Annotated in this window: 12 protein-coding genes and 1 riboswitch; of the genes, 4 read left to right on the top strand and 8 right to left on the bottom strand. The window is 72.4% G+C overall.

Features of this window, described 5'->3' with window-relative positions:
* Positions 1-79 precede the first annotated feature (79 nt).
* A complete protein-coding gene (locus tag ABD358_RS25150) occupies positions 80-1258 on the bottom strand; it encodes an acyl-CoA dehydrogenase (protein WP_344633432.1) in 1179 nt (392 codons plus the stop codon).
* A gap of 169 nt (positions 1259-1427) precedes the next feature.
* Between ABD358_RS25150 and ABD358_RS25145 the strand changes: the two genes are divergently transcribed.
* A complete protein-coding gene (locus ABD358_RS25145) occupies positions 1428-2768 on the top strand; it encodes a UDP-glucose dehydrogenase family protein (protein ID WP_344633431.1) in 1341 nt (446 codons plus the stop codon).
* Here ABD358_RS25145 and ABD358_RS25140 read toward each other — a convergent pair.
* Entirely contained in the window at positions 2765-3370 is a 606-nt protein-coding gene (locus tag ABD358_RS25140; protein WP_344633430.1) for a CGNR zinc finger domain-containing protein, read from the bottom strand. The genes ABD358_RS25145 and ABD358_RS25140 overlap by 4 nt on opposite strands.
* A 109-nt stretch (positions 3371-3479) precedes the next feature.
* On the opposite strand from ABD358_RS25140, the gene ABD358_RS25135 reads away from it, so the two are divergent.
* Positions 3480-3863 (top strand): VOC family protein, encoded by a 384-nt coding sequence (locus ABD358_RS25135; protein WP_344633429.1) that lies wholly within the window; start codon positions 3480-3482, stop codon positions 3861-3863.
* A 147-nt stretch (positions 3864-4010) separates the two neighbouring features.
* Here ABD358_RS25135 and ABD358_RS25130 read toward each other — a convergent pair whose 3' ends face one another.
* The 4 genes from ABD358_RS25130 to ABD358_RS25115 all read right to left on the bottom strand — a co-directional run bounded on the left by ABD358_RS25130 (position 4011) and on the right by ABD358_RS25115 (position 8676).
* Positions 4011-5276, bottom strand: a complete 1266-nt coding sequence (locus tag ABD358_RS25130; protein ID WP_344633428.1) for a transglycosylase family protein — start codon at positions 5274-5276, stop codon at positions 4011-4013.
* Between the two features lie 4 nt (positions 5277-5280).
* Positions 5281-5455, bottom strand: a riboswitch (cyclic di-AMP (ydaO/yuaA leader).
* A 323-nt stretch (positions 5456-5778) separates the two neighbouring features.
* Complete coding sequence (locus ABD358_RS25125) at positions 5779-6975, bottom strand: dipeptidase (protein WP_344633427.1); 1197 nt, start codon at positions 6973-6975, stop codon at positions 5779-5781.
* Position 6976: 1 nt separating this feature from the next.
* Positions 6977-7540 carry a 5-(carboxyamino)imidazole ribonucleotide mutase gene (gene purE / locus ABD358_RS25120; RefSeq protein WP_344633426.1) on the bottom strand — a complete coding sequence of 188 codons (564 nt, stop codon included), beginning with the start codon at positions 7538-7540 and terminating at the stop codon, positions 6977-6979.
* The gene (locus tag ABD358_RS25115; protein ID WP_344633425.1) at positions 7537-8676 is read right to left on the bottom strand and encodes a 5-(carboxyamino)imidazole ribonucleotide synthase; all 1140 of its coding nucleotides are present in this window, start codon (positions 8674-8676) and stop codon (positions 7537-7539) included. Before ABD358_RS25115 ends, purE begins: the two co-directional genes overlap by 4 nt.
* 134 nt (positions 8677-8810) lie before the next feature.
* Between ABD358_RS25115 and ABD358_RS25110 the strand changes: the two genes are divergently transcribed.
* Positions 8811-9326, top strand: a complete 516-nt coding sequence (locus ABD358_RS25110) for a GtrA family protein (protein WP_344633424.1) — start codon at positions 8811-8813, stop codon at positions 9324-9326.
* On the opposite strand, the gene ABD358_RS25105 is transcribed toward ABD358_RS25110, so the two are convergent.
* Positions 9255-10541 carry an ATP-binding protein gene (locus ABD358_RS25105; protein ID WP_344633423.1) on the bottom strand — a complete coding sequence of 429 codons (1287 nt, stop codon included), beginning with the start codon at positions 10539-10541 and terminating at the stop codon, positions 9255-9257. The genes ABD358_RS25110 and ABD358_RS25105 overlap by 72 nt on opposite strands.
* Positions 10542-10596: 55 nt before the next feature.
* Positions 10597-11274 (bottom strand): response regulator transcription factor, encoded by a 678-nt coding sequence (locus tag ABD358_RS25100; protein ID WP_344633422.1) that lies wholly within the window; start codon positions 11272-11274, stop codon positions 10597-10599.
* Positions 11275-11700: 426 nt separating this feature from the next.
* Here ABD358_RS25100 and ABD358_RS25095 point away from each other — a divergent pair, with 426 nt between their 5' ends.
* On the top strand, positions 11701-13200 hold the full coding sequence (locus tag ABD358_RS25095; protein ID WP_344633421.1) for a peptide MFS transporter: 1500 nt from the start codon (positions 11701-11703) through the stop codon (positions 13198-13200).
* Positions 13201-13249 lie beyond the last annotated feature (49 nt).

The raw sequence follows: 13249 nt of genomic DNA, 5'->3' as shown, positions 1-13249 counted from the left end.
CGCACGGTCCGGGCCCCGAACGCGAAGGGGCACCCCCGAAGGGGTGCCCCGGGCCGCGGAGACGACGTGGAACGGCGCCTTACGGCAGGTTGCGGGACATCACGATCCGCTGGACCTGGTTGGTGCCCTCGTAGATCTGCGTAATCTTTGCGTCGCGCATCATCCGCTCGACCGGGTAGTCGCGGGTGTAGCCGTAGCCGCCCAGGAGCTGGACGGCGTCCGTGGTGATCTCCATGGCGACGTCCGAGGCGAAGCACTTGGCGGCGGCGCCGTAGAAGGTCAGCCCCTCGGACTTGCCGTCGGCGCCGAGGGTGACGCGCTCGGAGCGGGCGGCGGCGGCGTAGGTGAGCTGGCGGGCGGCCTCCAGCTTCATCGCCATGTCGGCGAGCATGAACTGGATGCCCTGGAAGTCGGCGATGGCCTTGCCGAACTGCTTGCGCTCCTTGACGTACCCCTTGGCGTAGTCCAGGGCGCCCTGGGCGATGCCGAGGGCCTGGGCCGCGATGGTGATGCGGGTGTGGTCCAGGGTCTTCATGGCGGTGGCGAAGCCGGTGCCCTCCTCGCCGATCATGCGGTCGGCGGGGATGCGGACGTTGTCGAAGTAGACCTCGCGGGTCGGGGAGCCCTTGATGCCCAGCTTCTTCTCCGGGGCGCCGAAGGAGACGCCCTCGTCGCCCTTCTCCACCACGAAGGCCGAGATGCCCTTGGAGCGCTTCTCGGGGTCGGTGACGGCCATCACCGTGTAGTACTCGCTGACGCCGGCGTTGGTGATCCAGCGCTTGACGCCGTTGAGGATCCAGTGGTCGCCGTCGCGCACGGCGCGGGTCTTCATGCCCGCGGCGTCCGAGCCGGCCTCGGGCTCGGAGAGGCAGTAGGAGAACATCGCGTCGCCCTTGGCGAGCGGGGCGAGGTACTTGTGCTTCAGCTCCTCGGAGCCGGAGAGGATCACCGGGAGCGAGCCGAGCTTGTTGACGGCCGGGATCAGGGAGGAGGAGGCGCAGACGCGGGCGACCTCCTCGATCACGATGACGGTCGCGAGGGCGTCGGCGCCCGCGCCGCCGTAGGTCTCGGGCACGTGGACGGCGTGGAGGTCGTTGGAGACCAGTGCGTCCAGGGCCTCCTGGGGGAAGCGGCCCTGCTCGTCCACCTCTGCGGCGAAGGGTGCGATCTTCGCCTCGGCGAGCGAGCGCACCGACTCGCGGAGCATCTCGTGCTCGTCGGACGTCCGGTAGAGGTCGAAGTCGGTCGGTCCCGCCACGGTCTCTCACTCCCTGGGTACGGTGCTGCTAATTACCGTTAAGTAACACAATTCTAGTGCCGGGGCCCGCCCCCGGCTCCCCCCGGTCGCATGACATTGCCGACACTGGCCGCGACACCGGCCGGTTATGCTCGCGGACAGCACCTCGCCCGTCCTCCAGGAGCACCCCATGGCCCTCAGAATCACCGTGATCGGCACCGGCTACCTCGGCGCGACGCACGCCGCCGCCATGGCCGAGCTGGGCTTCGAGGTGCTCGGCCTGGACGTGGTGCCCGAGAAGATCGAGACCCTGTCCCGGGGCCGGGTGCCGTTCTACGAGCCGGGGCTGGAGGAGCTGCTGCGCCGCCATGTCGCCGGGGTGGAGGGGTCGACCGGGCGGCTGCGCTTCACCACCTCCTGGGAGGAGGTCGGCGCGTTCGGCGACGTCCACTTCGTCTGTGTGAACACTCCCCAGAAGCAGGGCGAGTACGCCTGCGACATGTCCTACGTGGACAGCGCGGTCGACTCGCTGGCCCCGCACCTGACGCGGCCCGTGCTGGTGGTGGGCAAGTCGACCGTGCCGGTGGGCAGCGCCGACCGGCTGGCGCGGCGGCTGGCGGAGCTGGCCCCGGCGGGCGAGGCCGTGGAACTGGCCTGGAACCCGGAGTTCCTGCGCGAGGGCTTCGCCGTCGAGGACACCCTGCGCCCGGACCGCATCGTGGTGGGAGTGCGCTCGGAGCGGGCGGAGGAGCTGCTGCGCGAGGTGTACGCGAAGCCGGTGGCGGAGGGCTCGCCGTTCGTCGTCACCGACTTCCCCACCGCCGAGCTGGTGAAGACGGCCGCCAACTCCTTCCTGGCGACCAAGATCTCCTTCATCAACGCCATGGCCGAGGTCTGCGAGGCGGCCGGCGGCGACGTGGTGAAGCTGGCGGAGGCGATCGGGTACGACGACCGGATCGGGCGGAAGTTCCTGCGCGCCGGGATCGGCTTCGGCGGCGGCTGCCTGCCCAAGGACATCCGGGCGTTCATGGCCCGGGCCGGCGAGCTGGGCGCCGACCAGGCGCTGACCTTCCTCCGCGAGGTCGACTCGATCAACATGCGCCGCCGCTCCCACATGGTGGAGCTGGCCCGCGAGACGGTCGGCGGGACCTTCCTGGGGCAGCGGGTGGCCGTGCTGGGCGCGACCTTCAAGCCCGACTCCGACGACGTGCGGGACTCGCCCGCGCTGAACGTCGCCGGGCAGATCCACCTCCAGGGCGGTCAGGTGACCGTCTACGACCCCAAGGGGATGGAGAACGCCCGGCGGGTCTTCCCCACCCTGGCCTACGCCGGCAGCGCGCTGGAGGCGGTGCGCGGGGCGAGCGTGGTGCTGCACCTGACGGAGTGGCGGGAGTTCCAGGAGCTGGACCCGCAGGTGCTGGGCGAGGCCGTGGCGGACCGGCGCATCCTGGACGGCCGCAACACGCTCGATCCGGAGCTGTGGCGCAAGGCGGGCTGGTCCTTCCGCGCGCTGGGCCGCCCGGCCGCCTAGTCCCCGTCCCCCTCCGGGGGCCTCCCGTCCCCGGGGGACCGGCCCCCGGACGACCGCCGCGCGCGGTACGTCCGCATCTTCGCCCGGCTGCCGCAGACGGCCATGGTGCACCAGCGCCTGCGGCCGGCCGGGCTCCTGTCGTAGTACGCCCAGCGGCAGTCGTGCGCCTCGCACACCTTCAGGCGGGCCCAGGTCCCGTCGCCCGCGGCGGCGGCGACGGCGGCGGCGATCCGGGCGGTGAGCGCCGCGGCGCCCGGGGGGACGTCCGCGGGTTCGAGCGATGCCGCCCCCTCCTCGTCGACGGTCACGGTGAGCGGCGCGCGGCGCAGCAGCGCGGCCAGTTCGGCCGCCGTCCCCTCGGGCACCCGTGCGCCGGTGTGGGCCAGGCAGGCGGCGCGCAGGCCCTCGCGCAGCCGGACGACGTCCGGAACGTCGTGTTTGGTCAGCCCCAGCCCGGTCAACCCGTGGTCGTGCGCGAACGCGGCGAGACCGCCGTCGGCGGCGAGGGCGTCGGCTCCGGCCTCCACGTCCAGGGTGTTGATCAGGTCCCGCACCAGGCGGAGCCCCGGCGGGGTGGGATCCCGGTCCTCCTGCTGTTCCACCCTTGCCACGTTACTGCCAGAGCGCCATCATGGGGTAACTCGTTACCTGTTGAAGGCTTCAAGGAGTAACGAGTCTCGGGTACGGAAACCACCGCACAGGAGGAGCACCATGGCCATCACCACGCTGCGGGCCGTCGTCGTGCTGGACTGCCCGGAACCGGGGCGGCTCGCCGACTTCTACGCACGCCTGCTGGGCGGGAAGGTCGAGGGCGAGGGGCGCTGGGTCGAGGTGACGTTCGACTCGGGCGTGCTGAAGGACCGGACGCTGGCCTTCCAGGAGGCTCCCGGCCATGTGCCGCCCTCGTGGCCGAGCGCCGAGCGCTCGCAGCAGTTCCACCTCGACCTCTACGTGCCGCGGGAGGAGTTGGACGCGGCCGAACGGGAGGCGCTGGAGCTGGGGGCGGAGCTCCTGGAGGGCGACGACGGCGGCAAGCGCGACTTCCGCGTCTACCGGGACCCGGCGGGGCACCCGTTCTGCCTCTGCGCGGACTGACCGCGCCGCACGGGAGGAACCGGCCGGGGGATGGAGAAACCGAGCGAGGCGGGCGGGGAGCGAAGTGTGTGGACACTCCGCGCCCCGCCCGCCTCGTGCTGTCCCGGAGAGGGGTCACACGGTCCGCGGCGGACCGTTCGGCGTGGCTCAGATGCTGACGCCGTTGGCCCTCAGGTAGGCCAGCGGGTTGATGTCCGAGCCGTAGCCGGGACCGGTGCGCACCTCGAAGTGCAGGTGCGGGCCGGTGCTGTTGCCGGTGGAGCCGACGGCGCCGATCTGCTGGCCGACGCTCACCTTCTGGCCTGCGGCGACCGACATCGAGGACAGGTGGCCGTACTGGCTGTAGCGGCCGTCGTCGTGGCGGATGACGACCTGGTTGCCGTACGCGCCGCCCCAGCCCGCGGAGACCACGGTGCCGTTGGTGACGGCCTTCACCGGGGTGCCGGTGCCGGCGGCGAAGTCCTCGCCGGTGTGGCCGTTGGACCAGCGGGCGCCCGCGGCCTTGTAGGAGCCGGACGGGGCGGCGTTCACCGGGGCGGTGTAGCCGGCGGAGGCGTTGGCGGAGGCGCCGCCGCTGCGGTCGGCGCGCTCGGCCGACTGCCGCGCGGGCTCGGGGTTGGTCTCGGCCTTCTCGACCTTCTGCTCGGCCTTCGCCTCCGGCTTGGCCTCCGGCTTGGCGGCGGCCTTCTGCTGGACGGCAGTGCCGCCCAGGGAGAGCTCCTGGCCCGGGTGGATCACGTTGGGGTCGGCGCCGATGACCTGGCGGTTGTCCTCGTAGACCTCCTGCCAGCCGCCCGCGATGCCGTGGGCGTCGGCGATCTTGAACAGGGTGTCGCCGCCGACGACCCGGTACGAGGTGGCTTCCTCGGCCCGCTCGGCGCGGTCGGCCCGCTCCGGCCGGGCCTGCTCGGCCTCGGTCTCGTTCCCGGCCTCGGGCGCGGACTCGGGCTCGGGAGCCTGCTGCTCCTGGGCGGCCGGGGCCTGCTGCTCGTCCGCCTCGCCCTGTCCGTCGGGGGAGACGGCGGGGGCGGGGCCGCCCTTGGTCAGACCGGCCTTGACCGAGCACACCGGCCAGGCGCCCGGGCCCTGGCCGTCCAGGACCTTCTCGGCGACGGCTATCTGCTGGTCCTTGGTGGCCAGGTCGGCGCGGGGGGCGTACTGGGTGCCGCCGAAGGCCTCCCAGGTGCTCTGCGTGAACTGCAGGCCGCCGTAGAAGCCGTTGCCGGTGTTGATGCTCCAGTTGCCGGTGCTCTCGCACTGGGCGACTCGGTCCCAGGTGTCGACGGAGGCGGCGTTGGCGTTGCCGGCGGCCATCAGGGGCAGGGCCACACCGGCGCCGCCCACGGAGATGGCCAGGGACAGGCGGGCGAGGCGGCTGTTACGGGCACGACGATGACGTCCGCGTGCGGACATACGGGGCTCCTCTCCTACGCCTGCGAGGTGAGCTGTCGGGTTCGGGCTGGAGTTGCCCGGCCGTGTGGGCCACGACCTCCGGGTCGTGACACGGCTTCACCCCAAGCCGTCCCGTGCGGACACGGTCCGGCGCTTACCTTGGGTCCCCCGCTCCTGCCGATGACGGGTGTGGATGGTCCAGCCCGCTGCCGTCGGCAGGACTCGGCGTACCGACAGCGGGCCCGCCGCACATTCGTACGGCGCGGCCAGAACCGTAAACAGAACGTTTCCGCCATAACAAGCCGATGGGTCACAGGAAGCCCGTTTCGCAGCTATTGCCTGCGTCTCATTCGCGACCGTGCGTGACGGATCCGTCCACGCGGAGTGAGATCAGACGGCCCTGACAGCTCGTCATATCCCTTTTGTGACCAGGGGGTATGACAGAGCGGGACCTCCGGCCGCACGGAGTGCGACGGGCTCGGAGATCCCGCTCGTGAGTTGCGTCACCGACAGGGGTTCGGCGTCATCCGTCCAACTGCCCGATGGTGGCGATCGACGGGCCGCGCCGGGCCTGTTCGTCCCGGGCCACGGCCTCCGCGTCGCGGAGGACCCGCACCGCGTTCTCCCAGGTGAGCTTGGCCAGATCGGCCTCGGACCAGCGACGGTCCAGCAACTCGGCCACCAGGTTCGGATATCCGGACACATCACCCAGATCGGACGGAGTGAAGGCCGTGCCGTCGAAGTCGCCGCCGATGCCGACGTGGTCGATGCCCGCGACCTCGCGCATGTGGTCCAGGTGGTCGGCGACCGTCGCCGCCGTCGCCACCGGGCGCGGGTTGGCCTCCTCGAAGGCCCGCTGGACCTCCCGGCCCCGCTCCGTGCCGTCCAGGGGGTGGAGACCGTGGGCGCGCATGTTCTCGTCGGCGGCCTCGGTCCAGGCCACGGCGGCGGGAAGGACGAACTTCGGCACGAATGTGGCCATCGCCACACCGCCGTTGGCCGCCAGGCCCTCCAGCACGTCGTCGGGGACGTTCCGCGGGTGGTCGCACACCGCGCGGGCGGAGGAGTGCGAGAAGACCACCGGCGCCGTGGAGACCCGCAGGGCGTCCCGCATGGTGGCCGGCGCCACATGGGAGAGGTCCACCAGCATCCCCAGCCGGTTCATCTCCCGCACGACCTCTTCGCCGAACCGGGTCAGGCCGTTGTGGCGCGGGGCGTCGGTGGCCGAATCCGCCCAGTCGATGGTGTCGTTGTGGGTGAGCGTCATGTAGCGCACGCCCAGGCTGTACAGGGCGCGCAGCGTGGCGAGGGAGTTGTTGATGGAGTGGCCGCCCTCGGCGCCCATCAGGGAGGCGATGCGGCCCTCGGCCCGCGCCGCCTCCATGTCGTCGGCGGTGAGGGCGAGCCGCAGGTCGTCCGGGTAGCGGTCGGTCAGCCGCCGCACCACGTCGATCTGCTCCAGGCAGGCGCTGACCGCGGCGTCTCCGGTCAGGTCGGTGCGCACGTAGACGGACCAGAACTGCGCCCCCACCCCGCCCGCCCTCAACCGCGGGATGTCGGTGTGGAGATGGGCCGACTGGTCGCGCGCGATGTCGCGCCGGTCGAGGTCGTAGGCGACCTGCTCGCGCAGCGCCCACGGCAGGTCGTTGTGGCCGTCGACGACGGGGTGGGCGGCCAGCAGCGCGCGGGCCCGCTCCAGCAGTTCCTCGCCGCGGGCCACCTCACTTGCTCCCGAAGCCGAAGCCCGCGCCGCCCGCGGCGACCTTGGCCCGCAGCCGCCGGCCCTTCTCCTGGGCCTGCTCCTTCAACTCCGACTGGAAGCGCTCCATCCGCTCCCTCAGGTCCGCGTCGTGGGCCGCCAGCATCCGCACCGCGAGCAGCCCGGCGTTGCGGGCACCGCCGACCGAGACCGTGGCGACGGGGACGCCGGCGGGCATCTGGACGATGGACAGCAGGGAGTCCATGCCGTCCAGGTGCGACAGCGGCACCGGCACGCCGATCACCGGCAGCGGGGTGACGGAGGCCAGCATGCCCGGCAGGTGGGCCGCTCCCCCGGCGCCCGCGATGACCGCCTTCAGACCGCGGTCGGCGGCCCGGTCGCCGTAGGCGATCATCTCGTGCGGCATCCGGTGCGCGGAGACCACGTCGACCTCGTGGGGGACCTCGAACTCGTCCAGGACCTCGGCCGCGGCCTTCATGACGGGCCAGTCGGAGTCGGAGCCCATGACGATGCCCACGACGGGGGCCGGACCGGGGGTGGAAGCGGGGGTGGGGGCGTTGCTCATTCGGTGATGGTCCCTCGCAGGTAGGCGGCGGCGTGGGCGGCGCGCTCACGGACGTCCGCCAGATCGTCGCCGTAGGTGGTGACGTGGCCCACCTTGCGGCCGGGCTTCACGTCCTTGCCGTACATGTGGATCTTCAGCCGCGGATCGCGGGCCATGCAGTGCAGGTAGCCCTGGTACATGTCGGGGTAGTCGCCGCCGAGCACGTTGACCATCACCGTCCACGGCGCGCGGGGGCGCGGGTCGCCCAGCGGGAGGTCGAGCACGGCCCGCAGGTGGTTGGCGAACTGCGAGGTGACCGCGCCGTCCTGGGTCCAGTGGCCGCTGTTGTGGGGGCGCATCGCCAGCTCGTTGACCAGGACGCGGCCGTCGGCGGTCTCGAACAGCTCGACCGCCAGGTGCCCGACGACGCCCAGCTCGCGGGCCACCGTCAGCGCCAGCTCCTGGGCGTGGCCGGACAGCTCGGGCGACAGGTCGGGCGCCGGGGCGATCACGGTGTCGCAGACGCCGTTCACCTGGATGGACTCCACCACCGGGTAGGCCACGGCCTGCCCGTGCGGGGAGCGCACCACGTTGGCCGCCAGCTCGCGGACGAAGTCCACCTTCTCCTCGGCCAGGACGGCCACGCCCGCGCGGAAGGGGTCGGCGGCCTCCTCCTCGGAGCGCACCACCCACACGCCCTTGCCGTCGTAGCCGCCGCGGACGGTCTTGAGGACGACCGGCCACCCGCCGGCCTCCTCCGCGAAGCGCGCCACGTCCGCCGGGTCCGCCACGATGCGGTGCCTGGGGCACGGGATGCCGATCGCGGTGAGCTTCTCCCGCATCACCCCCTTGTCCTGCGCGTGCACCAGCGCGTCGGGGCCGGGCCGCACGGGGATGCCCTCCGCCTCCAGGGCCCGCAGGTGCTCGGTCGGGACGTGCTCGTGGTCGAACGTGATCACGTCGCAGCCGCGGGCGAAGTCACGCAGCGTGTCCAGGTCGCGGTAGTCGCCGACGACGACGTCGCGGACCACTTGGGCGGCGGAGTCCTGTGGGGTGTCGCTGAGCAGCCGGAACCTGACACCGAGGGGGATGCCCGCCTCGTGGGTCATCCGTGCGAGCTGACCGCCGCCGACCATGCCGATCACAGGAAATGTCACGGCCGTAGCCTATCGGCCGCCCGGACGGGTACCCCGTTCGGCGCAGGGTCGTGGCCCGGGCCGTGGATAACATGGCGGTCACGGAAGCGGAGAGACGGCCGGCACGAGCCGGCGGAACGGGGCAGCGGATCTCTATGGGGAGCTCCAGGGAAGAACGGCAGGCACTCCGCCTCCGCCTCCGGCGGCTCCGGCGCGAGGCCGCCAAGTTCGGCACGGTGGGCGCCCTGGGCTTCCTCGTCAACGTCGCGGTCTTCAACCTCTGCATCCACGGCCTGGGCCTGGCCCCGGTGCGGTCCGGGGTGCTGGCCACGGCGGTCGCCATCGCGACCAACTACCTGGGCAACCGCTACTGGACGTACCGGCACAGCGACAAGAGCCGGGTGTCCCGGGAGGCGGGGCTCTTCCTGCTGTTCAGCGGGATCGGCCTGGTGATGGAGAACGGGGCCCTGGCCGTCTCGCACTACGTGCTGGGCCTCACCTCGCCGCTCGCCGACAACATCGCCAAGAACGTCGTCGGCATGGGCGTCGCCACGGTCTTCCGCTTCTGGTCCTACCGCACCTGGGTCTTCCGCGGCGGCTCAGCCGGCGGCCGGCTCCTCGGCGTCCCGGCTGAGGAAGAGCGCGAAGACCGGCGGGTGCTGCTGAAGTAGCTCCAGCCGCCCGCCGTCCGCCTCCGCCAGGTCGCGGGCGACGGCCAGTCCCAGGCCCGTGGAGTTGCGCCCGCTGACCGTGCGCTCGAAGACGCGGGCGCCCAGCGCCGGGTCGACGCCCGGCCCCTCGTCCGTCACCTCGACCACCACCTGGTTGCCGGCGATGCGGGTGCGCAGGGCGACCGTGCCGCCGCCGTGCATCAGGGCGTTCTCGATGAGCGTGGCGAGCACCTGCGCCACCGCGCCCGGAGTGCCCACCGCCCGCAGGCCCGGCCGGCCGGAGCGGACGATGACCCGCCCCGCCTTGCGGTACGCCGGGCGCCACTCCTCGATCTGCTGCTTGACCACCTCGTCCAGGTCGAAGCCCACGGCCGAGCCCGAGCGGGGGTCGCGCGAGTTGGTCAGCAGCCGCTGCACCACGTCGGTCAGCCGCTCGACCTGGGCCAGGCCGATCATCGCCTCCTCCCTGATGGTGGCGACGGCGGCATGGTCGGCGGTGGGCACGGCGTCGGCGGCGTCGGCGGCCGAGACGATCTCCTCCAGCCGCATCGACAGCGCCGTCAGCGGTGTGCGGAGCTGGTGGGAGGCGTCCGCGGCCAGCCGCCGCTCGGCGGTGAGCATCCGGGCGATCCGCTCGGCGCTGGCGTCCAGCACGTCCGCCACCCGGTCCAGCTCGGGCACCCCGTAGCGGCGGTGCCTGGGGCGGGGATCGCCGGAGCCGAGCCGCTCGGCGGTCTCGGCGAGGTCGGTGAGCGGGGCCGCGACCCGGCGGGCCTGCCGGACGGCGAGGAACACCGCCGCGAGCACCGCGAGCAGCGCCACCGCCAGGATGATCAGCAGGGTGCGGCCCACCTCGGCACGGACCGTGCTCCCGGGGAGCCGGACGGTGACGGACACGCCCTGGGCGCCGACCGCGCGCTCCTCGATGACGTCCCCGGTGGGGCGCTCGCCCAGCTCGATGGGGGCCCGGCCGGGCACGTCGATGCGGACGTGGCGGTCCCCGGGCACCTGGGTGCGCATGGACTCGGCCGTCACCCGCTCCTCGGCGACGATGCGGCTCTCGACGACCGAGACCAGCCGCGCGGCGTCGGACCGGACGCTCTCGCGGGCGCTCCCCTCGATGGTGCGGGTCTCCACGATGACCAGCGAGATCCCGAAGACGGCGATCACGACGAGGACCACGGCCAGCGTGGAGTTGATCAGGCGTCTGCGCACGGCTCGGCCTCAGCCCTTCCAGGTCTTCAAAAGGTCCCGCTGGTTCCCGGGCCGGTCAGTCCTTCTCGAAACGGAAGCCGACGCCGCGGACCGTGGCGATGTAGCGGGGGTTGGCCGCGTCGTCGCCGAGTTTCTTGCGCAGCCAGGAGATGTGCATGTCGAGGGTCTTCGTCGACGACCACCAGGTGGTGTCCCAGACCTCGCGCATGAGCTGCTCGCGGGTGACGACCCGGCCCGCGTCGCGCACCAGCACCCGCAGCAGGTCGAACTCCTTCGCCGTGAGCTGGAGCTCCTCGTCCCCCATCCAGGCCCGGTGCGACTCGACGTCGATCCGCACGCCGTGGGTGGCGGCGGGCTGGGCGGGCTCGACCGAGCCGCGCCGCAGCAGGGCCCGCACCCGGGCGAGCAGCTCGGCCAGGCGGAACGGCTTGGTGACGTAGTCGTCGGCGCCGGCGTCCAGGCCGACGACGGTGTCCACCTCGTCGGCGCGGGCGGTCAGCACCAGGACCGGGAAGGTGTGCCCCTCGGTGCGCAGCCTGCGGCAGACCTCCAGACCGTCCATGCCGGGCAGACCGAGGTCCAGCACGAGCAGGTCGACGTCCCCCCGCTGTCCGGCCTCCAGGGCGCCGGGGCCGTTCTCCCGCACCTCGACCTCGTACCCTTCGCGGCGGAGGGCACGGGCCAGCGGCTCCGAGATGGAGGCATCGTCCTCGGCGAGCAGTACTCGGGTCATGGCCCGATGGTAGACCTCGCGGAGGCACCCCCGGAGATGTGTGCGAGCCACCCGGGAACCCCGGGACGGTTCCCCGCCCGGGTGTGAAATGCGCCTCCCGGCCCTGGGTACCCGTCATCCACCCGGCAGGCGGTGGCGTACCCTGACCCAGGCGTTTGCCCAGGAGCGGCGGTCACCGGACGCGCCCCGGCGCACCGGACCGCGGCCAGGGGGCCCTCCCGTCCGGGAGGGCGGGGAGAGCTCCGCGCGGGCTCCCCCGGGCCGGGCGCCGGCCGCCCGGGTCCGGCCGCACGGCAACGCCCAAGGACCTGTCGGCCTGGACCGGACGCGCACATGGGTGGGGGGCGCGGCGCCGGGGCCGACCAACCGCCCCGGGCGCGTGTGCACCACATCTCACGCGTCCCGACCGAGCAAGGAACCACCACCATGGCGTCCAGTCTCACGAAGGACTCCGCCGGCACGTCCGGCAAGACCTTCTTCGGCCATCCACGCGGCTTGGCCACGCTCTTCATGACCGAGATGTGGGAGCGCTTCTCCTGGTACGGAATGCGCGCCATCCTCGTCCTCTACCTGATCGCGGGCGTCCTCGACGGTCCGCTCGCCGGACGTGAGGCCCTCGCCGCGGCGATCTACGGCGTCTACAACGCCGTCGTCTACATGGCGGCCATGCCCGGCGGCTGGGTGGCCGACCGGCTCTGGGGGGCCCGCAAGGCGGTCCTGGTCGGCGGCATCGTGATCGCGGCGGGCCACTACACGCTGGCCATCCCGTCCGACGTGGCGTTCTTCGTCGGCCTCGGCCTGATCGCCGTCGGCACCGGCCTGCTGAAGCCGAACATCTCGGCGATGGTCGGCGGCCTCTACGAGGGCCAGCCCAGCGCCCGCCGCGACGCCGGCTTCACCATCTTCTACATGTCGATCAACATCGGCGCGATGTTCGCGCCGCTGGTGGTCGGCTACCTCGGCGAGAACGTCAACTGGCACCTGGGCTTCGCCGTCGCCGGCATCGGCATGACCCTGGCCGTCGTCCAGTACGTCCTGGGCGGCCGCTACCTCGGCGACGTCGGCCGGCACCCCGGGACCCCGGCCTCGCCGGAGGAGAAGCGCTCGGTGCTGCGCAAGGCCGCGCTGTGGACCGGTCTGGCCCTCGCCGCGCTGCTGGTGGACCTGGCCCTGGGCACCTACGACATCGAGCACGTGGTGAACTTCCTGGCCGTCCTGGGCGTGGTCGTGCCGATCCTGTACTTCGTCTCGATGTACCGGAACCCGGAGCTGACCGGCGAGGACCGGCCGCGCGTCAAGGCGTTCGTGTGGTTCTTCGCCACCGCCGTGCTGTTCTGGATGATCTACGACCAGTCCGGCTCGCTGCTGACGATCTTCGCGGACAACGACACCGACCGCATGATCGGCGGCTGGGAGTTCCCGGCCTCGTGGTTCCAGTCGGTCAACCCGGTCATGATCATCGTCCTGGCGCCGCTCTTCGCGAGCCTGTGGGTCTGGCTGGCCAAGCGCAACCGCGAGCCCGGCGCCCCGATGAAGTTCGCGCTGGCCATGCTGCTCATCGGCGGTTCCTTCGGCCTGATGGGCCTGGCGGGCGCCGCCGCGGCGAACAGCGAGACCGGCAAGGTCACCGTCTTCTGGCTGCTGGGCGTGTACCTGCTCCAGACGCTCGGTGAGCTGTGCCTGTCCCCGGTGGGCCTGTCCCTGTCGACCAAGCTGGCGCCGAGGCAGTTCGTCGGCCAGATCATGGGCCTGTGGTTCCTCGCCACCGCCACCGGCAACGCCCTCAACGGCTGGGCCACCCAGCTCAACGAGCCGATGGGCGACGCCGCCTACTACACCATGTGGGGCGTCATCGCCGTGGTCGCGGGCTTCGCCTTCATGACCGCCGGGAAGCGGATCCGCGCCCTGATGGGCGACGTGCGGTAGCGGCCCGCAGACGGAGACGAGCCGGGCCCCGGACCTTGCGGCAAGGTCC

This window comes from Streptomyces glaucosporus (assembly GCF_039533345.1).
Lineage (GTDB): Bacteria > Actinomycetota > Actinomycetes > Streptomycetales > Streptomycetaceae > Streptomyces > Streptomyces glaucosporus.
This window is presented reverse-complemented; position numbering and strand designations above follow the sequence as displayed.